The following is a 20873-nucleotide window of genomic DNA, read 5'->3' on the forward strand; positions in this document are numbered from 1 at the left end:
TCCTGGCTGCGTTGCCGGTCCTGGTCACGCTGCTTTACCCGCTGCTGGTCTGGCTCGGCCATGGGGAGGTAGAGCCGCGCCTGCTTGCCGGAGTATTGGTGCTGGCCGCCTTGCTGCGCCTGCATGCGATGGAGAGCGGCAAGGCGGGGCGCTGGTGGCTGGCCGGCGCCCTGCTGCTAGCGCTGGCGGCGGCATGGGGCAATGCATGGATGCCGCTCAAATTGTATCCCGTGCTGGTCAACGCTTTGCTGCTTGGGGCTTTCGGCTATAGCCTGGTGGCGCCGCCGTCGCTGATCGAGCGCCTTGCGCGCATCAAGGAACCGGATCTGCCGCCATATGCCGTGCAGTACACACGGCGCGTCACACAGGTATGGTGCGTTTTCTTTTTCATCAATGGCGCAATCGCCCTGTGGACCGCGCTGTGCGCCTCCCCCGCAGTCTGGTCCCTGTACAACGGCGTGATCGCCTACGCGCTGATGGGCAGTCTGTTCGGCGGCGAGTATCTGGTCCGGCTTCGATTTCAACACCGTAACAATGGCTAACTGCATCAACATCCTCGAACTCTTGTCCATCCCGCGCCCACCCGAAGTCATTGTCGGCTGGCGTGATGGCCAGGCGATTCGCTACACTGATTTTTTTTCCCGCGTGACGCAGTGGCGTGCGCTGCTGGCGGGCGTGGATGGAAGGGATGTGACGCTGTTTTTCCATGACAGCATTGAATTCGCCGCCGCGCTGTTTGGCGCATGGCACGCGGGAAAGACCGTCTATCTCCCCTCGGATACCCTGCCTGCCACCTGCGCCTCCCTGCGTCCGATGGTCAGTCGCTATATCGGGGATTTTCCCTCCGCCTTTGCACCGCTGGCCGCGCCGGCGACCGATGCGTCCGCTCCAGCACTAGGTGGCTTCACCGCGCTGGATCCGGACTTCACTGGTTTGGTGGTCTTCACTTCGGGCAGCACCGGCACACCGCAAGCGATCCCGAAAAAATTGTCGCAACTCGCCGCAGAAGTGCTCACGCTTGAACAATTGTTCGGCAAGGATGCCGGCACAGCCACAGTGGTTGCAACGGTATCGCACCAGCACATTTACGGCTTGCTGTTCAAGGTATTGCGGCCGCTGGCCTGTGCCTGCCCCATCGAGGCGCTCAGTCTGAGTTATCCGGAACAAATCGCCGCGGTGATGGCAGTGCGTGATTGCGTCCTGGTGGCCAGCCCCGCGCATCTCAAGCGCCTGCCAGACAGCCCGATATGGACAGCCTGCGCGCACCGCTTGCGCGGCGTGTTTTCTTCCGGCGGACCGCTGCCGCCTGAAGTGGCGCATGCCACGGCACGGCGTCTCGGCCGGGTGCCGATCGAAGTGTATGGCAGCTCGGAGACCGGAGGCATCGCCTGGCGTCAGCGCAATCCGGGCGCTGGCGAGGACTGGCTGCTGATGCCCGGCGCCGAGGCACGCATCGGCGCGGATGGCGAGACACTGGAAATCCGTTCGCCGCACTTGCCCGACACCGCCTGGTTCGGCTGCGCGGACCGCGCGCGCATGGTGGACGAGCGCCGCTTCACGCTGCATGGCCGGGCCGACCGCATCGTCAAGATCGAGGAAAAGCGCATTTCGCTCGATTTGCTTGAAGCACAGCTGCTGAAATCCGGGCTCGTAACGGAGGCGCGCACAATTGTTGCAACCGGCAGCCGCGACCGCATCGCCGCCTTCGTCGTACTATCCGATGCGGGCCGCAAGGCGCTCGCCGATGGCGGCAAGCTGGCGCTCAACCTGCGTTTGCGCGAATGGCTTGCCGATGCCGTCGAACGCGTCGCCTTGCCGCGCAGCTGGCGTTACCTCGATGCGCTGCCGGTCAATACGCAGGGCAAGACGACCCAGTCCGCCTTGATGGCATTGCTTAATGACACAGACACACAAGGAACAGCGCGGCCCACAATGCCGTGCAAGAAGCTGATCGAGAAAGAAGCGCTGCGCGCAGTGTTTGCACTGGAAGCGCCGCCCGACCTGGCCTACTTCGAGGGCCACTTCCCGCAAACGCCAATCCTGCCGGGCGTGGTGCAGGTCGAGTGGGCAATGCAGCTGGCGCGCGAATGTTTTGCGCTGCCGCCACTGTTCCGCGGCATCCACGCGCTCAAGTTCAAGCGCGTGATCTGCCCTGCAATGCCCTTTTCGCTGGAAATGCTGCACGACCCGTCCAAAAACAGCGTCGCCTTCCGGTATTTTTCCCCGGATGGCGCACACGCAAGCGGGCGACTGATGTTTGGGGACGCCCATGTTTAAGCCTTGCGTTGTGATTCCGGTTTATAACCACGAGCATGCCGTCGGCGCGGTGGTGGATGCGGTCCTGGCGACCGGTTTGCCGTGCATACTGGTCGACGACGGCAGCACGGCGGCGTGTGCGCAGGTGCTGGGCCACATTGCTGCTGCGGCGCCGCAGCAAATCATACTGGTGCGGCATGCGCGCAATCAGGGCAAGGGCGAAGCGGTGCTGACCGGCATCCGGCACGCCGCCGACGCCGGCTATACGCATGCGTTACAAATCGACGCGGATGGCCAGCACTGCGTCGCCGATATTCCGCGCTTCATCGAGCATGCGGCCGCGCACCCAACATCTCTGGTCGTCGGCTATCCGCAATACGACGAGTCGGTGCCGGCGATCCGCCTGTACGGCCGCTATCTCACGCATGTGTGGGTATGGATCAATACCCTGTCGCTGCAGGTCAAGGATTCGATGTGCGGCTTCCGGGTCTATCCGGTGGCGCCGGTGCTGGCGCTGGCCAGGCGGCACAGGCTCGGCACGCGCATGGATTTCGACACGGAAGTGCTGGTAAGGCTGTGCTGGGATGGCATGGACTTCATCAACGTCGGTACCCGGGTCGGCTATCCCACCGATGGGGTATCGCACTTTCGCATGTGGCGCGACAACGCCCTCATTTCACGCATGCATGCGACGCTGTTCTTCGGCATGCTGATACGGGCGCCGAAACTGCTTGCGCGCAAATGGAGCAAGGCATGACGCCCCCGGTGCATATCGCACCGCGCCGCCATTGGGCGCAGATCAACGAAGCCAGCTTCATTGCCGGCATGCGCTTCCTGTTCTGGGTCTGCCGCACTTTCGGGCGCTGGCCGTTCCGACTGCTGCTGTATCCGGTGCTGGCCTGGTATGTACTGACCCAACCGACGGCGCGCGCAGCTTCGTCGGATTACCTGCGCAGGGTGCGCGGATTCGGCGGGCTGGCATGGATCGACCCGGGCCTGCTCGGCGTCATGCGCCACTTCGCCGCATTCGCCGAGTGCATCCTCGACAAGATGCTGCTGTGGGGCGGCCAGGTCGCGTTGGCTGATATCGAGTTCTTCGGCGAAAAAGAGCTTGACGACGACATCGCCAGCCAGCGCGGCGGCCTGATGATCTGTTCGCACTTCGGCAACCTGGAACTGTGCCGCGTGCTGGCCCGTCAGCAGGCCGGCTTGAAGCTGACGGTGCTGGTGCATACCAAGCACGCGCACAAGTTCAACCAGCTGCTGGCGCAACTCGATCCCGAAAGCCAGCTGAACCTGCTGCAGGTGACGGAGATGTCGCCGGCAACTGCCATGCTGCTCAACGAGCGGGTCGCGCGCGGCGAGTTCGTGGTCATCGCTGGCGATCGTGTGCCGGTGACGTCGGGCGCACGCACCTGCCAGGCCCGCTTCATGGGCGAACAAGCGCCCTTCCCGGTCGGCCCCTATATACTGGCAAGCCTGCTGCAATGCCCCGTGTACATGCTGTTTTCAATGCGCGTCGGACGCCGCTCCGAAATCCATTTCGAACGCTTGCGCGACGCAATCCACCTGCCGCGCAAAGGGCGCGAACAGGCATGCGCGGCGCTGGCGCAGGACTACGCGGCGCGACTGGAGCATTTCTGTCTGCGCGCTCCTTTCCAATGGTTTAACTTTTACGAATTCTGGCGCTCGCCTGACATGGAACCTACCGATGCATCCCGCTGACCTGAAGACCACATCGCGCGCCGTCCGCTTCGACCAGGGACGTTTGCGCATTGAAGACATAGTCGATATCGCCGAAGGGATGGCGTGCGCCACGCTCTCGCAGGCGCAGGAATTCCGCGCGACGATCACGCGCGGGGCGGAATTCCTCGATCGTCTGCTGCGCGAAGACGGCGCCATCTATGGCGTGACCACCGGCTATGGCGATTCATGCACCGTGACCGTGCCGCCCGAACTGGTGGCCGAACTTCCGCACCATCTCTACACCTATCACGGCTGCGGCCTCGGCGCGTATTTCAGCCCGGAAGAAACGCGCGCCATCATGGCGGCGCGGCTGGCTTCGCTCAGCAAGGGTTACTCCGGCGTCAGCCTGGAGTTGCTGGAACAGATCGTGCGCCTGCTGGACAAGGACTTGCTGCCACGGATTCCCTCCGAAGGCTCGGTCGGTGCCAGCGGTGATCTCACGCCTCTTTCCTACCTGGCAGCCGCCCTCTGCGGCGAGCGCGAGGTTTTGCGCGATGGCGTCGAGTTACCGGCCGCGCAGGCGCTGGCCGAGGCCGGCATTTCACCGTTGCGCCTGCGCCCGAAGGAAGGCCTGGCCATCATGAACGGCACGGCAGTGATGACCGCGCTGGCCTGTCTGGCCTACGCGCGCGCCGAATACCTGACCCGGCTGTGCACGCGCATTACCGCCATGGCGTCGTTCGCGCTGGACGGCAATGCCCACCATTTCGATGCCACATTGTTTTCGGTGAAGCCGCATCCCGGGCTGCAGCGCGTGGCGGCCTGGCTGCGCACCGATCTGCCATGCGAGGAGACCCCGCGCAATGGCAAGCGCCTGCAAGACCGCTACTCGCTGCGTTGCGCGCCGCATGTCATCGGCGTGCTGGCCGACGCCCTGCCCTGGCTGCGCGAGTCGATCGAAAACGAGCTCAACAGCGCCAACGACAATCCGATCATCGATCCGGACGGCGAACGCGTCCTGCACGGCGGCCATTTCTACGGTGGCCACATCGCCTTCGCCATGGACAGCATGAAGAATGCTATCGCCAACCTCGCCGACCTGATGGACCGCCAGATGGCGCTGCTGGTCGACAGCCGCTACAACAACGGCCTGCCATCCAACCTGTCCGGCATGCAGGGTCCGCGGGCGGCCATCAACCATGGCTTGAAGGCCTTGCAGATCAGCGCTTCCGCCTGGACCGCCGAAGCCCTCAAGCAGACCATGCCGGCATCGGTATTCTCTCGTTCCACCGAGTGCCACAACCAGGACAAGGTGAGCATGGGCACGATCGCCGCGCGCGATTGCCTGCGCATTCTGGAACTAACCGAGCAAGTCGGCGCCGCCTTGCTGATCACGGTCTTGCAAGGCAGCTTGCTGCGCCAGCACGTCAACCCAACGGTCGCGCCGGAAGCGCCGCTGCAGGCAATGCTCGATGAGCTTGCCGGCGACGTGCGCATGATTGAGGAAGATCGCCGCCTGGAACCGGATCTGCGCCTGATGCTGAAACGCATTCGCGCACGCGCATGGAAACTGTATGACTAAGCCCGCGCGCGAGTGGTCGGTCGAGATCGAGCTGCAGGTGCAGTTTTTCGACCTCGACCCGATGGAAGTCGTGTGGCACGGCAACTACGTCAAGTACCTCGAACAGGCGCGCTGCGCGCTGCTGGACAGCATCGGCTACAACTATCCGGAGATGAAGGCATCCGGCTATGCGTGGCCGATCATCGACATGCATCTGCGTTATATCGGATCGGCGGTATTCGGCCAGACCATCAGGCTGCGCGCCACCATCGTCGAGTGGGAAAACCGCCTGAAGATCGCTTACCTGATTACCGATCCACAAACCGGAAAACGCCTGACCCGTGCTACCACGATCCAGGTGGCGGTCGAGATCGCCACCGGTGAAATGTGCTTCGTATCCCCGCCCGCGCTATATGAAAAACTGGGAGTGAAACCATCATGAAACGCCTGTTTGTCTCTTTCTGCTTTGCGCTGGCAATGGCGCCCAGCCATGCCGCAGTACCAGTCGGGAAGATCCAGGCCTTGCTGGCCAAACCGGAAATCCTGTGCGGCCGATTCGACCAGACCAAACATCTGGCGGGAATGAAGAAACCCTTGCTGTCGAGCGGACGTTTCTGTGTCGCCGCCGGCAGGGGGGTGCTGTGGCGCACCTTGCAACCGTTCCCGAGCACCTTGCGGCTGAGCCGCGATGAGATCCTGCAGATGCACGGCGACCGCGTCGCCGTGCGCGTCGACGCCAGGCAGGAACCGACTGTGCGGCTGATCAACAACATGCTGTTCTCCCTGCTGGCCGGCGACCTGGCGCAACTGGAGAAGCTGTTCGAAGGCGAAGGCAGTGTGCAGGACAAGCAGTGGTCGGTGGCGTTGAAAGCGCGCGATCCCGGTCTGGCGAAAGTGATCGCCGGCGTGTCACTGGAAGGCGGCGCCTTTGTCAGGCAAATCACCCTGCATGAAGCCAACGGCGACCGCACCAGCATTTCCTTCTCGGCGATGCAGACCGGCGAGGCCGCCATCGCACCTGAAGAGGCGGCACAATTTTGAAGCGACACAATCTCCTCGCGCTGGCCTGGGGCGTCGTGGTGGCTATTTTGCTCGCGCACGGCGTGAGCCTGTGGCTGAACCAGCGTATCGCTCCCGATACCGACATCCTGACGCTCCTGCCGACGCAAGAGCGCGACCCCGCCGTGCAGCAGGCATTCGCACACATGGCGGATGCGGCGCAGCAGAAGCTCATCGTGCTGGTCGGCGCCAGCGATTGGGAACAGGCGCGCCGCGCGGCCGACGCCTACCGCGCGGTGCTGTCGCCGCATGCGGATTTGCTGCAGTTCGCAGACAAGCTGGGCGAGCAAACGCAACAGGATTGGCTGGCGCTGTTCCAGCGACACCGGCTGGCGCTGATGACCGCCGAAGACGAAACTGCACTGCGCACGCAGGACCGCCAGTACTGGGTCGATGCGGCACTTTCCAAGCTTTACAGCCCGTTCGCCGGGCCGAAGATCGGCGCATGGCAGGACGATCCCTTCGGCCTGTTCGGCGGCTGGGTGCAGGCGCGCGCGCAGGAAACACCGGTGCGGCCGCGCGACGGCCGCCTGTTCGTCGCCGACGGCGAACGCACGTACGTGGTGATGCCGATGATCTTGCGTGTGCCGGCTTTTTCCATGGATGCGCAAGAAACGGTCATGCCCCTGCTGGCAAAGGCGCGCCAGGCGGCGAGCAGTGCCGTAGCCAACGCCGAGGTGCTGGAAGCAGGCATGATCCTGCACGCCGCCGCTGCCGGCAAACAGGCCAGCGGCGAAGTTTCCACCATCGGCATCGGCTCGCTGCTCGGCATCGTGCTGTTGATCTGGTTCTCGTTCCGATCGCTCAAGCCATTTGCATATATCGCGCTGCTGCTCGGCGTCGGCTTTCTCGGTGCGCTGACGCTGTGCCTGCTGCTGTTCGATCGCGTGCATCTGCTGACGCTGGTGTTTGGCGCGACCCTGATCGGGGTGGCGCAGGACTACGGCATTTATTTCCTGTGCCATCGTTTGGGCGCCGGTGCTGCCACTACCTCGCCGCAATTACTTCGCCACCTGCTGCCCAGCCTGTTGCTGACGCTTCTCGCGGCGGCGATCGGCTATACGGGGCTGGCACTGACGCCGTTTCCGGGGCTGCGCCAGATGGCGGTATTTTCGGTGGCCGGCCTCGTGTTCGCATGGCTGACGGTAGTGTGCTGGTATCCGGCCATGATCGGCCCGATGACTTTGAAGAATGCCCGCCAGGCGCAGGCTTTCTCCGCCGTCCTGAAGCACTGGCCGGTGCTGCGTGCCGACCGGCGATCGGCACTGGCGCTGCTGGCGGTAGCGGTGCTGCTGGGGTTCGGCTGGTCGCGCCTCGGCGTCAACGACGACATCCGCTCCCTGCAGAATCCGCCGAAACAGCTGGTCGCCGAACAGCTCAAACTGGGCAAGCTGCTCGACGCGCCGACGCCGGTGCAGTTTTACCTGGTGCGCGGCGCAAGTGCCGACCAGGTGTTGCAGCGTGAAGAGGCATTGAAGCGCCGGCTCGACCCCTTGATTGCCCAACGCACGATCTCGGGATATCAGGCGATCTCGAACTGGGTGCCATCGGCGCAGGCGCAATCCGGGCGCCACAAGCTGGTGAAAGAAAAGCTGATGGGCGACGGCGCCGCCTTGCCGGTGCTGGCAAGCCGGATCGGCGAGGATGCCGACTGGGTTCATGCAATGCGCGAGCGGGCGGCAACGGTGCCGTCGTTGACGGTGGATGAATTCATGAAGGCCCCCGCCAGCGAGCCATGGCGCCACTTGTGGCTGGGGCGGCTTGACGACGATTATGCGAGTGTGGTCGCCGTGCGCGGGCTGAGCCTGGCCAAACTGCCCGCGTTGCAACAGGCCGCCATCGGCATCGATGGCGTGCAATGGGTCGACAAGGTTGCCGATATTTCTTCCTTACTCGGGCGCTACCGGCAGTACATGGGATGGGCGTTGCTGTTTTCGTATGCAGCGGTGTTTTGTTTGTTGTTCCTGCGCTATCGTGCCGCCACTTGGCGCGTGCTGGCGCCCACCGCCCTCGCCAGCGGCGTCACGCTCGCGTTGCTCGGCATCGCCGGGCAACAGCTGCAACTGTTCCATGTGCTGGCGCTGATGCTACTGCTTGGCATAGGCGTCGACTATGGCGTGTTTTTCCAGGAGCGACCGGATCGCCGCGAGGCTTCGGCCTGGATGGCGGTCAGCCTGTCGGCGGCAAGCACGTTGCTGTCCTTCGGCCTGCTTGGCCTGAGCAAGACGCCGGCTTTGCAGGCTTTCGGCTTAACCATGCTGCTCGGCACGGCCTTGGTATGGTTGATTGTCCCCTGCTTTGCCCATGAGCATGCGGCTGTGGCGCAAGCGGTGCGAATGGAGGAGGTGTGCGAATGATCCTGCGTTGTATTTTTTTCTGCGCGGCCATGATGCTGGCGCTGACCTTGGCCGGCTGCCATCCCCCGCAGCAAGTGCAACCGGCCCGGCTCGGACTACGGCTAGAACCAGCAGCGCTCGGGGCGTCGATCAGCCTGCAGCAGCGGCTTGCCGTTGAACGCGAAGGCCGGATCGATTATCTCGAAGCCGCGCTGGAAGTCGACGACCGCCATGTCGGCATGATCGGGCTGGCGCTCGGACAGCGTGTCATGAGTCTGGAGTTCGACGGCAACGAACTGAAATCGTGGCGCCATGCGCTGCTGCCGGAACAGGTGCGCGCCGAGGATGTGCTGGAAGACATCCAGCTCACGTACTGGCCGGCCGCCGCAGTGCGCGCGGCCTTGCCCACCGGCTGGCGCATCGAGGAGGAAGGCATGCGCCGCACAATATGGTCGGACGACGCAAAGGTGGTGGTGATCAACTATAGCGCCGAACCGCGCTGGAACGGCAAAGTCGCGCTGACCAACCTGCGCTATCAATATCAGCTCACTATCCAATCGGCTCCCGCCGGTCCGTAACATGATTTATCTGAACCAACTCGGCATCATTTGCGCCGCCGGCGATTCACGCCATGAAGTCCGGCGGCGCGTATTCGCGGCAGCGCAAAGCGGCATTATGCCGACCGAGCGCCACTCCCCCGGGCGCGTGCTTCCGCTCGGCTGCGTGGATGCGCCGCTGCCTGCGTTCGAGCACCTGCCGCCGCGCGAACGTAGCCGCAACAATCGGCTCGCGCTGGCGGCGCTGGCGCAAATCCGCGAGGAAGTGGATGCGGCGATTTCGCGCTTCGGCGCAGACCGCATCGGCATCGTGCTCGGCACCAGCACTTCGGGCATCGCGGAAAGCGAAGCGGCGTTGCGCGAACATGCCGCAAGCGGAAAATTGCCCGGACATTATCACTACGGCCAGCAGGAACTCGGTTCGTCGGCATCGATGCTGGCGGCAGTGCTCGGTACGGGCGGTCCCGCGTATGTGCATTCGACCGCATGCGCGTCCAGCGCCAAGGCGCTGGCCAGCGCCGCCCGCCTGCTCAACATGGGGGTATGCGACGCGGTGATCGCCGGTGGTGTCGACTCGTTGTGCGCCTTCACCGTCGCCGGGTTCGCGGCGCTGGAATCGGTCAGCGAAGCGCGCTGCAATCCACTCAGCGCCAACCGCAACGGCATCAACATCGGCGAAGGCGCGGCACTGTTCCTGATGACGCGCGAGCCCGCCACCGTATCGCTATGCGGCTGGGGCGAATCGTCCGACGCCCATCACATGTCGGCGCCAGATCCATCGGGCAAGGGTGCGTCGACCGCGATCGAGAAGGCGCTGGCGCGCGCCGGCATAGGGCCAGCGCAGATCGATTACATTAATCTGCATGGCACAGCAACGCCGCAGAACGATGCCATGGAATCGCGAGCGGTGCATGCCTTGTTCGGCGACGCGGTGGCGGTCAGTTCGACCAAACCGTTTACCGGTCACGCCCTGGGTGCTGCCGGAGCAATTGAAGCGGCGCTATGCTGGCTTGCGATGCAGGACGACAATCCTGAAGGTGTCTTGCCACCACATCTATGGGACGGCGCCCGCGACCCGGTTTTGCCCGAATTGAATACGGTAGCGCCCGGGGCACGCCTCGGACGTCCGCTGGACTGGGCCATGAGTAATTCGTTCGCATTCGGCGGCGCCAACGCGGCGCTGGTGTTCGGGAGAAGCTGACATGGAGATGCCGGATATCCGCTCGCTGGTGCCGCATGCCGGGCCGATGGTTCTGCTGGACCGCGTCATTTCGGTGGACCATGACAGCCTGTGCGCCGAAGTCACGATCCGCGACGGCGGCCTGTTCTGCAGTCCTGATGGCGTCGGCGCCTGGGTCGGGATCGAATACATGGCACAGGCCATCGCAGCGCATGCGGGTCATGCCGCTCGCTTGCGCGGCGAACCAGTCAAGATCGGTTTTTTGCTTGGTTCGCGGCGCTATGAATGTACGCGGCCCCTGTTCGCCGTCGGCAGCGTGTTGCGCGTGCACATTGCCAGATTGCTGCTTGCCGAAAATGGCCTCGGATCTTTCGACTGCCGCATTGAAGATGAAGACGGCGTGGCGGCGACGGCCACAGTATCGGTATTTTTGCCTGCCAATGTAGATGAATTCCTTAATGGGAGCATGGAGTGAACAAGAGTGTGTTGGTAACGGGTTCGAGCCGTGGCATCGGTAAGGCGATTGCGTTGCGCCTGGCGCACGATGGTTTCGATGTGGTGCTGCATTGCCTGAACCGGCGCAAGGAGGCTGATGACGTGGCGCAGAGTATCGCGGCACTCGGCCGCAATGCGCGCGTGCTGCAATTCGACATCGGCGAACGCCAAGCGGCCGAAGCCGCGCTGAGCGCGGACATAGAAGAGAACGGCTGCTATTACGGCGTGGTGTGCAACGCCGGTGTGGTGCGCGACAATGCCTTCCCCGCCATGCCCGGCGAGGACTGGGACCTCGTATTGAAAACCAATCTCGACGGCTTCTATAACGTCCTGCATCCCCTGATCATGCCGATGGTCCGGCGCCGCAGCCCCGGGCGAATCGTCACGCTGGCGTCGGTGTCCGGGCTGATCGGCAACCGCGGCCAGGTCAATTACAGCGCGGCCAAGGCTGGCATCATCGGCGCCACCAAGGCGCTGGCGCTGGAACTTGCCTCGCGCGGTATCACCGTCAACTGCGTCGCCCCCGGCCTGATCGAAACAGACATGGTCGAAGAGGTGCCGGTGGAGGAAGCACTGAAACTGATTCCGGCGCGGCGCATCGGCAAGCCGGAAGAAGTCGCGGCCACGGTCGGCTTCCTGATGACGGAGGACGCCGCCTATATCACTCGCCAGGTTATTTCGGTCAACGGAGGATTGGCATGAACCGTCGTGTCGCAGTCACCGGCATGGCCGGCATCAGCCCCCTGGGCAATGATTGGCCGAGCATGCGCGCTGCGCTGGGCCGCTATCGCAATGCCGTCAGGCGCATCGAGCAATGGTCCGAATATGACGGGCTGAACACGCAGATCGCGGCGCCTGCCGCGCCGTATGAACTGCCGGAGCGCTACAACCGCAAGAACACGCGCAGCATGGGCGCCGTCGCGCTGATGGCCACGCGTGCCAGCGAACTGGCGCTGCTGGATGCGGGCCTGCTCGACGATCCGCTGGTGAAAAGCGGATTGATGGGTATTTCCTACGGATCATCCGTCGGCACCACGCAAGCCATCTGCGGCTTCGGCAAGATGCTGGAGGAGAAAACCACGCGCGGCATCAACGCCACAACCTATATCAAGATGATGGCGCACACGGCGCCGGTCAACATGGGCGTGTTCTTCGGCGTAACCGGGCGGGTAATCACCACATCGAGCGCCTGCACTTCCGGCAGCCAGGGCATCGGCTACGCGTACGAAGCAATCCGCAGCGGCCGCCAGCGCGCCATGATCGCCGGCGGCGCCGAAGAACTCTGTCCGACCGAAGCCGCGGTATTCGACACGCTGTTTGCCACCAGCGTGCGCAACGACGCCCCCGATACCACCCCCAGCCCGTTCGACGCCGAGCGCGACGGCCTGGTCATCGGCGAAGGCGCCGGCACGCTGATCCTGGAAGACCTGGAGCATGCGCGTGCGCGCGGCGCGACGATCTACGCCGAGATCGTCGGCTTCGGCACCAACAGCGACGGCTGTCATGTGACCCAGCCGAACCCGGACACAATGAAAGTCGCGATGGAGCTGGCGCTGGCCGACGCCGGCCTGCCGCCTTCCGCGATCGCCTATGTCAATGCGCACGGCACCGGCACCCAGCATGGCGATGTGGCCGAATCTCAGGCGACCGCGCAGGTATTCGGCAACAAGATTCCGATTAGCTCGCTCAAGAGCTACATGGGCCATACGCTGGGTGCCTGCGGCGCGCTGGAAGCATGGGCCTGCGTCGAAATGATGCGCGAAGGCTGGTTTGCGCCCACCATCAACCTAAAGCGCCTTGACCCGGCATGCGCCGAGCTCGACTACATCACCGAAACTGGCAGAAGCCTGGAATGCGAATACGTGATGTCGAATAATTTTGCCTTTGGCGGCATCAACACCTCGATCATTTTCAAAAGGTGGACATAAGCGTCAAGAAAAAATACCAGCCGCCATTTTGAATTTTGATAGGCGCTGTTACTTTGCAAGGAATTGAATTATCACGCTGCGATAGCTGGCACGATTTAACTGCAACACCCTTCACATCACTCGAAAAGGAGCAATAAGATGAAAAAATGGATTTCTTCGTTTGTGGTTCTTGGTGCTGCGCTTACCGCGGTAAGTTATGTCCAGGCACGCGATACCAAGCTCATGCTGCCGATTGCCGCGGCAATGGAAACCCCGGATACGCAAGAAAAGCTGGTGGGATCGGTAAAGTTCTATTTCGGCGACCAGAAGCCCCCCAAAGTCCTGGGCAAGCTGGGCAGCGACTTTTCCAATCGCAAAACAAACGCCTTCGGCAAGTCGGATGAAACGGCGTGCAACTGGGCGTTTTTATCGGCGCTGATGGCGCTGGAACAGCGCGCCATTTCACTGGGCGCCAATGCTGTTGTGAATGTCGCCAGCTATTACAAAAAGAACACGCACTCAAGCCAGACCGAATTCGAATGTCACGCAGGCGCCTTGATGGCTGGCGTGGCGTTGAAAGGGGACTTTGTCAAAATCGCCGACAAATAATCGCTTTCAAAGGTAAAAATCATGATGAACAATATGCGTTTTTCCATCGTTATGGCTATCGGCACGGTCTTGCTTGCGGGCTGCGCGACCAATGTGAAAAAGCCCGAAGCCGCGCAGAATCCCGCGCCGGCTGAAGCATTTTCAAAGTTCAGCTCGTTCGAACTCAAGCCGATCAACACTGGCGAAAGCTGTGACAAGCAGCATGGCGCCGATGTGGCGCTGCGGACAATACAGGAGCAATTGAATATCCGCCTTGGCAAAGTGGTCGGAGGCTGGAACAGCAGCGATGCGAAGGCGGCGATGCCGCGCAAGCTGGTCATCGAACCCGTCTGTTCGGATGCCAAGCTGGTCGGCACCCAGGCGCGCATCTGGGGCGGCGCGCTGGCCGGCAGCTCCGCGGTCGTGATCAAGGTGCGGTATGTCGACGCCTCGACCAACAAGACGATCGCCGAACCTGTGTTTTACCAGCGCGCAAATGCCATGGGCGCTGCGTGGAGCTTTGGCGCCACCGATCGCAACATGCTTACGCGTATCGTGGATTTGATCACTGACTATACTTCGGCGAATTACCAGGCCGCGGTGGGCGGGCCGACAGGCTTGTAGTGCATTGTTAAATCAAAGGGAGAACAAGAATGAAAAAACAGATGGCAATGGCGATTCTCGGCGTATCCATTACAGCTACGCTTCTGCCCGCGCAAGCGCGCAATGTCAAATACATGGTGTCAATTCCGAACACGCTGGAATCGGAACAGGTAAAGGCCAAACTGGATGGCTCGGTGAAGCTGTTCTTCGGCCCGCAAGCCTATGCAAATGATTCCCGAACGATCGCGTCAATGAACGCACACGGCAAGATGTCGATTGAATTCAAGGCAGATATTGCTTCCTGCCAGGCGTCTTTTGCGGATGCCCTGGGCACCTTGCAAAACAATGCCAAGGCTGCCGGCGCCGATGCGGTGGTAAATATTGTCAGCTATTTTAAAAATGGCCCGGTCATGTCGAGCGCCACCGAATTCGAGTGCCGTGCCGGCAGTAATTTTTCCCATGTCATGCTCAAGGGGGAGCTTGTCAAACTCTCCGGCAAGTAACAGCCGTGCGCCTTCCGCCGCCTTATGGCTGGTGGACGGCCGCAATGTGCCCGCTAGCGACCTTGGACATTTTGTGCGTCGATTGAGCAAGGCGGAAGCGGCCCGCTACGCCAGGTTCAAACGACCGCAACGCCAGCAGCAGTATCTGCTTGGACGCATGCTGCTGCGGCATGCCGTTGCCTGTGCTACCGCCGTAGCGCCGCAGGACATTGGCACGATCGAACAGCCTGACTCAGCGCCTTTGCTTGTGCTTCCAGAAAATGAGCCCCACCCTGCCTTCAGCTTGTCGCATAGCCGTCACTGGATTGCATGTGTGGTCGGCAGTAGTCCCTCGCTTGGTGTCGATATCGAAGTAATCGATGCACGACGCAATGTGCTTGCCCTGTCAGAAGCCGCCTTTGATACGAGCGAGCATGACTTCATCCGCAAACACGGCGAGTCCGAACGCGTGCTTGCCTTCTATCGCATCTGGACGATGAAAGAAGCGCTGTTCAAGCTATGGTCGAGCGCAGGGCGCCAAGACAAGCCACCGGCAGTGATCAACGCCGAAGGCGAACTGCAGCTGCAAGGCGATGGCTGGACATGCGCCTTCCTTGAACATCCGCACCTGGCCATCGCCGTCTGCAGCGCGTTGCCGCTGGTGGAAATCACGCGGAGCGAACTGCTAGCGTTCTCCTTTTAAGCATCTAGGGTTGCGACTTGATCGCGACCAGGTTCAGCAAGGTTTCTTCCCGCTGGCCAAACGGTGGCGTCTTCTTGATTCCCAGCCGGTTCAGCAAGCCAAGGTCGCTGAGGCTCCACCACAGGTAAGGGTAGGAAATCCGCTCCGCCTGCGCCTCGAAGCCGGCCCAGCGAATCAGCGCCAGATACTCCTCGGCAGTTTTCTGCACTTCCATCGGATGACGGAACAACAGACGAATGATCCAGGAATGAATGTAGGCGCGGGTCGACTCCGCGAACAGCAGCATGCCGCCCGGTTTGAGGACGCGGTAAAACTCCGCGATAGCCTTTTCCTGCTCCACCAGGTGATGAAAGGTCTGATGGCAGAACAGGATATCAACGCTATTGTCGGGCAGAGCGATCGCCGCGCCACTGCCGAGCATCAACTCGACCGCCACGCCATCCTGCTGTGCCCGCTTGCGTCCTACTTCCAGGATTTCCGGGTCGGCATCGATGCCGATCAATCTCTGCGGGTTGAAGCGCTGCTTCAACAGGGTAAACGATTTGCCCTGGCCACAGCCGACATCCACTACCGTGCCATAAGTCTCCCGACGCTCCTTGCCGATCAACCGGACCAGGTCTGCGATCGCTACCTCAAGCACATGCTTGAGCCATGTCTCACTGCCGAGAAACCAGATACCAAAACGGGTTTCCGGCACAAATGCATGTTCGTTCAAATTCCCCCCTCTTGCATCGATCGTCATTGTGTACGGTATCGTCGGCGGCTTATCCGTTTCCCCGAAGGATATGCTCAAGTTTTCACCAGGACCGGAATGGCCTGGCGAGCAGGGAATGGTATTGCCGGGATAGTTGTTGTTATTGTTCGGTATGTGCCTCACCGCGCAGCCTGCCGATGACGCCATCAAGCGCATCGAGGTCGGCAAAGTCGATGATCAGCTGGCCGCGATTTTTCGCGCCGAGCTTGATCGCCACCTGCGTTGCCAGCGCATCCGACAGCTCTTCCTCCAGCCGTTCGATGTCGCGGCTCTTGGTGCGGCCATCCTTTTGCCGCGACGCGCCCTGCTCGCTGTTGGCGCGCACCACCAGTTTTTCCGCTTCGCGCACCGACAGGCGCTTGGCGATCACCTGGTTGGCGAGGGTAATCTGGATGGCGCCATCGACCGCCAGCAAGGCGCGCGCATGGCCCATGTCGATGTCGCCGGCCATCAGCATGGTCTGTACCGGCCTGGCCAGGTTCAGCAAACGCAGCAGGTTGGAGACCGCGCTGCGCGAACGGCCGACCGCGCCGGCGGCCTGCTCGTGGGTGAAGTTGAAGTCGGTGATGAGACGATGGATACCTTGCGCCTCTTCCAGCGGATTCAAATCCTCGCGCTGCATGTTCTCGATCAGCGCCATGGCCGCGGCGGTCTGGTCGTCGACATCTTTCACCAGCACCGGCACTTCATTCAGGCCGGCGATTTGCGCTGCGCGAAAGCGCCGCTCGCCGGCGATGATTTCATGCGTAACACCGCCGGCAGCGGCCACAGGACGCACCAGGATCGGCTGCATCAAGCCCTGCGTCCTGATCGACACCGCCAGCTCATTGAGGGCGCCTTCGTCCATCCTGGTGCGCGGCTGGTACTTGCCGGCCTGGAGCTGCGCCACGGGCATGACGTTCGGCGCGCCGGCGGCAACCGGCACTTCCTCCATCAAGTCGCTGGAGCCGCCCAGCAATGCATCCAGGCCGCGGCCCAATCCTTTGGTTTTTTTGGTCGCCATGATTTTCTTTGATTACATTGTTTTGATGCGCTCAACCATTTCCGCGCCGAAGGCGATGTAAGCCTGCGCGCCCTTGGACGTGGGATCGAAGGTAACGCCGGGAACGCCGTAGGATGGCGCTTCGGCCAGCCGCACATTGCGTGGAATCAGGGTCTTGAATACCTTGTCGCCGAAGTGCTGCTCCAGCTGCGCCGAGACTTGCTGTGACAGCGTCATGCGCGGATCGAACATGACCCGCAACAGGCCGATGATTTTCAGCTCCGGATTGAGCTTGGCGTGCACTTTCTTGATGGTGTTGACCAGGTCGGACAAACCTTCCAGCGCATAGTATTCGCACTGCATCGGGATCACCACGCCGTGCGCTGCGCACAAGCCGTTCAGGGTCAGCATCGACAACGCGGGCGGGCAATCGATCAGCATGAAATCGTATTCGCCATCGACTTCGGCCAGGGCATCCTTCAGGCGCTTTTCGCGGTTGTCCAGCTCGACCATCTCGACTTCGGCACCGGCCAGTTCGCGGTTGGCAGGCAGCACGTCGAAACCGCCGGCATCCGACCTCTGGCGCGCACCGTTCACATCGGCCAGACCCAGCAAGACTTCATACACCGACGCCGTCAGGGTCGCCTTGTTGATGCCGGCACCCATGGTGGCATTGCCTTGCGGGTCGAGGTCGACCAACAGCACGCGCTGCTCCAGCTTCGCCAGGCCCGCAGCCAGGTTGACCGCAGTCGTGGTCTTGCCGACCCCGCCTTTTTGGTTGGCCACACAAAAGATTTTTGCCATATGCCCTTATTTCGTCGTCAATTCGTCTTCAATGTAAAACTGAAGTCCGTCAAAGCACCATCCCTACCCTTGCGATGCTGTTTCCACAGCACGCTCGATGAACACCAGGTGCCGCTGGGCCTGCAATCCGGGGACTTCTAGCGCACGCACTTCGCGCACGCGCCAGCCGGCCGGCAAGCGGCTGATCTCGTCATTCGGCGCGACACCTTTCATGGCGATATAGCAGCCACCGTCGGCCAGCAAGTGCTGCGACCAGGTAACAAAATCATTCAGTTCCGCAAACGCCCGCGACGTGATCACATCAAACTTTTGCGACACTTGCAGCGCTTCGACGCGCGCCGTATGCACCGTCACATTGGCCAGGCCCAGCTCGCTTTTGGCCTGGGTCAGGAAGGCGGTTTTCTTGTGCACGGTATCGATCATCGACACTTGCAGCTCCGGTTGGCGCGCCGCCCCCCAGATTGCCAGGACCATGCCCGGCAGGCCGCCGCCAGCGCCGACATCGAGAACATTGCGCGCACCCTCGAACGCCGGCAAGGCCGCCAGGCAATCGAGCACATGCTGGGTCAGCATCTGTTGTGGATCGCGTACGGCAGTCAGGTTATAGACGGCGTTCCACTTGGCCAGCAAGGCCAGGTAGTCGAGCAATTGGCCGATTTGTCCATCGCTCAAGTCCAGCCGCAGCTCCTGCGCCCCCTGGCGCAACTGCTGCGCAAAGGCTTCCCGATTAAATTGCATAATTGATAATAGTTTTCAAGCCGATGCCGATGTCTCGCTGCCGCTGCCGGCAAAGCCCTTGAAGCCGCCCCGCTTCAGATGCACCAGCAGCAAGGAAATCGCCGCCGGGGTTATGCCCGAGATGCGCGACGCCTGGCCCAGTGTTTCCGGGCGATGCTTGTTGAGCTTTTGCCGCACCTCGATCGACAAGGCCTTGACCTCCAGATAATCGAGGCTGTCAGGCAATTTGAAATTCTCATAGTGGTCATGACGCTCGACTTCGCGCGCCTGGCGGTCGATGTAGCCGGCATACTTGATCTGGATTTCCACCTGCTCCTTGACGGCGACATCGAACTCGATGCCGCTGGCCACTGCCACGTCGCCGGCCTGCATGCCCATCAGGCGGTCATAGGTGACCGTCGGGCGGCGCAGCAAGTCGGCCAGCGAGTATTCGCGCTCAATCGACTGGCCCAGCACGCGCTCGGCTTCCTGCTCTGCAAGAATGCGGGGATTGACCCAGGTCGACTTGAGGCGCTCGACTTCGCGCGCGACCGCTTCACGCTTGAGTTCAAATGCGTTCCACTGGGCATCGCTCACGCAACCCAACTGGCGGCCGATTTCCGTCAGGCGCATATCAGCATTATCTTCGCGCAAGCTCAAGCGATATTCGGCGCGGCTGGTAAACATCCGGTAAGGCTCCTGCACGCCCTTGGTAATCAAGTCATCCACCAGTACGCCCAGATAAGCCTGGTCGCGGCGCGGCGTCCAGGCTTCCCGCCCCTGGGTTTGCAGGGCAGCGTTGATACCGGCAAGCATGCCCTGTGCCGCCGCTTCTTCATAGCCGGTGGTGCCATTGATCTGGCCGGCGAAGAACAGACCCTGGATCTCCCTGGTTTCCAGTGAGGCTTTCAAACCGCGCGGATCGAAATAGTCATATTCGATGGCATAGCCGGGGCGCAAGATATGGGCGTTTTCCAGGCCACGCATCGAACGCACCAACTCCAGCTGCACATCGAATGGCAGACTGGTGGAAATGCCGTTGGGATAAAACTCGTTGGTGGTCAAGCCTTCCGGCTCGAGGAAGATCTGGTGCGAGTCCTTGTCGGCGAAGCGATGGATCTTGTCCTCGATCGACGGGCAATAACGCGGACCGACCCCTTCGATCACGCCGGTGTACATCGGGCTGCGATCGAGGCTGCCGCGAATGATGTCATGGGTACGCTGGTTGGTATGCGTAATCCAGCACGGCAACTGCTGCGGATGCATGGCGGCAGTCCCCATCACCGAAAACACCGGCACCGGATCGAGATCGCCCGGCTGCTCCTGCATCACTGAAAAATCGATGCTGCGACCATCGATCCGTGGCGGCGTCCCGGTTTTCAGGCGCCCTTGCGGCAGCTTCAGCTCTTTCAGACGCGCCGACAGGGAAATGGCTGGGGGGTCGCCGGCACGGCCAGCAGCATAATTATTGAGGCCGACGTGGATTTTCCCATCAAGAAAAGTCCCCGCAGTCAGCACCACGCTACGGGAACGAAAGCGGATGCCGACCTGGGTAACGGCACCCACGACACGATTTCCTTCCACCATCAGATCATCCACCGCTTGCTGGAATAACCAAAGATTGGGCTGATTTTCGAGGCGGCGACGGATCGCTTGCTTATACAGAATGCGATCAGCTTGTGCGCGCGTAGCCCGCACTGCCGGGCCTTTTGAAGAATTCAGGATACGAAACTGGATGCCACCCTCGTCCGTGGCAATTGCCATCGCCCCACCCATGGCATCGACTTCGCGCACCAGGTGCCCCTTGCCGATACCGCCAATCGAGGGATTGCACGACATTTGCCCCAAGGTCTCGATATTATGGGTCAGGAGCAAGGTCTTTTGCCCCATGCGCGCCGCAGCCAGGGCCGCCTCTGTGCCGGCATGACCACCGCCAACAACGATTACATCGAATTCTGTGGGATAGAGCATGGTGTATTCCAGTACCGCAACAAAGCTGCTAAAGCGGGATTATAAAGTTTTTCAAGGGACTTGTTTCGACCAAGGCGACAATTGTTTGGTTTCACGTGAAACATTTTCCAAAGAGCGACATCACCTCCCCGCCCGATAGCTCGACCAGCGGTTGCCAAAACGAAAACATGCACGCAATTTCCATCCCAATGCTGACTCACCGGGAAGAAATATGTTTCACGTGAAACATGTC

The 20873-nt window shown here is 61.6% G+C and carries 22 protein-coding genes; 17 read left to right on the forward strand and 5 right to left on the reverse strand.

Annotation, left to right across the window (positions count from 1 at the left end; translation table 11 throughout):
• Positions 1 to 11: 11 nt before the first annotated feature.
• The 17 genes from D3878_RS15100 to D3878_RS15180 all read left to right on the forward strand — a co-directional run bounded on the left by D3878_RS15100 (position 12) and on the right by D3878_RS15180 (position 15413).
• Complete coding sequence (locus D3878_RS15100) at positions 12 to 542, forward strand: COG4648 family protein (protein ID WP_233556346.1); 531 nt, start codon at positions 12 to 14, stop codon at positions 540 to 542.
• Complete coding sequence (locus D3878_RS15105; RefSeq protein ID WP_119786241.1) at positions 535 to 2277, forward strand: ApeI family dehydratase; 1743 nt, start codon at positions 535 to 537, stop codon at positions 2275 to 2277. The genes D3878_RS15100 and D3878_RS15105 overlap by 8 nt, the downstream gene beginning before the upstream one ends.
• Positions 2270 to 3013, forward strand: a complete 744-nt coding sequence (locus tag D3878_RS15110) for a glycosyltransferase family 2 protein (RefSeq protein ID WP_119786242.1) — start codon at positions 2270 to 2272, stop codon at positions 3011 to 3013. Before D3878_RS15105 ends, D3878_RS15110 begins: the two co-directional genes overlap by 8 nt.
• The gene (locus D3878_RS15115; protein WP_119786243.1) at positions 3010 to 3981 is read left to right on the forward strand and encodes an LpxL/LpxP family acyltransferase; all 972 of its coding nucleotides are present in this window, start codon (positions 3010 to 3012) and stop codon (positions 3979 to 3981) included. Before D3878_RS15110 ends, D3878_RS15115 begins: the two co-directional genes overlap by 4 nt.
• The gene (locus tag D3878_RS15120) at positions 3968 to 5524 is read left to right on the forward strand and encodes an HAL/PAL/TAL family ammonia-lyase (RefSeq protein WP_119786244.1); all 1557 of its coding nucleotides are present in this window, start codon (positions 3968 to 3970) and stop codon (positions 5522 to 5524) included. The genes D3878_RS15115 and D3878_RS15120 overlap by 14 nt, the downstream gene beginning before the upstream one ends.
• Entirely contained in the window at positions 5517 to 5945 is a 429-nt protein-coding gene (locus D3878_RS15125; RefSeq protein WP_119786245.1) for an acyl-CoA thioesterase, read from the forward strand. The genes D3878_RS15120 and D3878_RS15125 overlap by 8 nt, the downstream gene beginning before the upstream one ends.
• Entirely contained in the window at positions 5942 to 6544 is a 603-nt protein-coding gene (locus D3878_RS15130; protein WP_119786246.1) for an outer membrane lipoprotein carrier protein LolA, read from the forward strand. Before D3878_RS15125 ends, D3878_RS15130 begins: the two co-directional genes overlap by 4 nt.
• Positions 6541 to 8919: an MMPL family transporter gene (locus tag D3878_RS15135; RefSeq protein ID WP_119786247.1), complete on the forward strand. Its 2379-nt coding sequence runs from the start codon at positions 6541 to 6543 to the stop codon at positions 8917 to 8919. The genes D3878_RS15130 and D3878_RS15135 overlap by 4 nt, the downstream gene beginning before the upstream one ends.
• Positions 8916 to 9476: a DUF3261 domain-containing protein gene (locus D3878_RS15140; protein ID WP_119786248.1), complete on the forward strand. Its 561-nt coding sequence runs from the start codon at positions 8916 to 8918 to the stop codon at positions 9474 to 9476. Before D3878_RS15135 ends, D3878_RS15140 begins: the two co-directional genes overlap by 4 nt.
• A gap of 1 nt (position 9477) precedes the next feature.
• Positions 9478 to 10656 carry a beta-ketoacyl-ACP synthase gene (locus tag D3878_RS15145; protein WP_119786249.1) on the forward strand — a complete coding sequence of 393 codons (1179 nt, stop codon included), beginning with the start codon at positions 9478 to 9480 and terminating at the stop codon, positions 10654 to 10656.
• A 1-nt stretch (position 10657) separates the two neighbouring features.
• Entirely contained in the window at positions 10658 to 11110 is a 453-nt protein-coding gene (locus D3878_RS15150) for a hotdog family protein (protein ID WP_119786250.1), read from the forward strand.
• Positions 11107 to 11832: a 3-oxoacyl-ACP reductase FabG gene (gene fabG / locus D3878_RS15155; RefSeq protein ID WP_119786251.1), complete on the forward strand. Its 726-nt coding sequence runs from the start codon at positions 11107 to 11109 to the stop codon at positions 11830 to 11832. The genes D3878_RS15150 and fabG overlap by 4 nt, the downstream gene beginning before the upstream one ends.
• A complete protein-coding gene (locus D3878_RS15160) occupies positions 11829 to 13058 on the forward strand; it encodes a beta-ketoacyl-ACP synthase (protein WP_119786252.1) in 1230 nt (409 codons plus the stop codon). The genes fabG and D3878_RS15160 overlap by 4 nt, the downstream gene beginning before the upstream one ends.
• Before the next feature lie 138 nt (positions 13059 to 13196).
• Positions 13197 to 13646, forward strand: a complete 450-nt coding sequence (locus tag D3878_RS15165; protein ID WP_199688173.1) for an excinuclease ATPase subunit — start codon at positions 13197 to 13199, stop codon at positions 13644 to 13646.
• 21 nt (positions 13647 to 13667) lie between these two features.
• On the forward strand, positions 13668 to 14249 hold the full coding sequence (locus D3878_RS15170) for a hypothetical protein (RefSeq protein ID WP_233556347.1): 582 nt from the start codon (positions 13668 to 13670) through the stop codon (positions 14247 to 14249).
• A 29-nt stretch (positions 14250 to 14278) separates the two neighbouring features.
• Positions 14279 to 14731 carry a hypothetical protein gene (locus D3878_RS23850; RefSeq protein WP_158592282.1) on the forward strand — a complete coding sequence of 151 codons (453 nt, stop codon included), beginning with the start codon at positions 14279 to 14281 and terminating at the stop codon, positions 14729 to 14731.
• A gap of 73 nt (positions 14732 to 14804) precedes the next feature.
• Positions 14805 to 15413 (forward strand): 4'-phosphopantetheinyl transferase family protein, encoded by a 609-nt coding sequence (locus tag D3878_RS15180; RefSeq protein ID WP_158592283.1) that lies wholly within the window; start codon positions 14805 to 14807, stop codon positions 15411 to 15413.
• Between the two features lie 4 nt (positions 15414 to 15417).
• Here D3878_RS15180 and D3878_RS15185 read toward each other — a convergent pair whose 3' ends face one another.
• From D3878_RS15185 to mnmG, 5 genes are all read right to left on the reverse strand, one after another.
• Entirely contained in the window at positions 15418 to 16155 is a 738-nt protein-coding gene (locus D3878_RS15185) for a class I SAM-dependent methyltransferase (protein ID WP_119786255.1), read from the reverse strand.
• 112 nt (positions 16156 to 16267) lie between these two features.
• Entirely contained in the window at positions 16268 to 17170 is a 903-nt protein-coding gene (locus D3878_RS15190) for a ParB/RepB/Spo0J family partition protein (protein WP_119786256.1), read from the reverse strand.
• A 12-nt stretch (positions 17171 to 17182) separates the two neighbouring features.
• Entirely contained in the window at positions 17183 to 17953 is a 771-nt protein-coding gene (locus D3878_RS15195; RefSeq protein ID WP_119786257.1) for a ParA family protein, read from the reverse strand.
• Positions 17954 to 18016: 63 nt separating this feature from the next.
• Positions 18017 to 18691 (reverse strand): 16S rRNA (guanine(527)-N(7))-methyltransferase RsmG, encoded by a 675-nt coding sequence (gene rsmG, locus D3878_RS15200; RefSeq protein WP_119786258.1) that lies wholly within the window; start codon positions 18689 to 18691, stop codon positions 18017 to 18019.
• Between the two features lie 15 nt (positions 18692 to 18706).
• On the reverse strand, positions 18707 to 20641 hold the full coding sequence (gene mnmG / locus D3878_RS15205) for a tRNA uridine-5-carboxymethylaminomethyl(34) synthesis enzyme MnmG (RefSeq protein WP_119786259.1): 1935 nt from the start codon (positions 20639 to 20641) through the stop codon (positions 18707 to 18709).
• Positions 20642 to 20873 lie beyond the last annotated feature (232 nt).

Origin of the sequence: Noviherbaspirillum sedimenti (assembly GCF_003590835.1) — a bacterium.
Taxonomy (GTDB): domain Bacteria; phylum Pseudomonadota; class Gammaproteobacteria; order Burkholderiales; family Burkholderiaceae_D; genus Paucimonas; species Paucimonas sedimenti.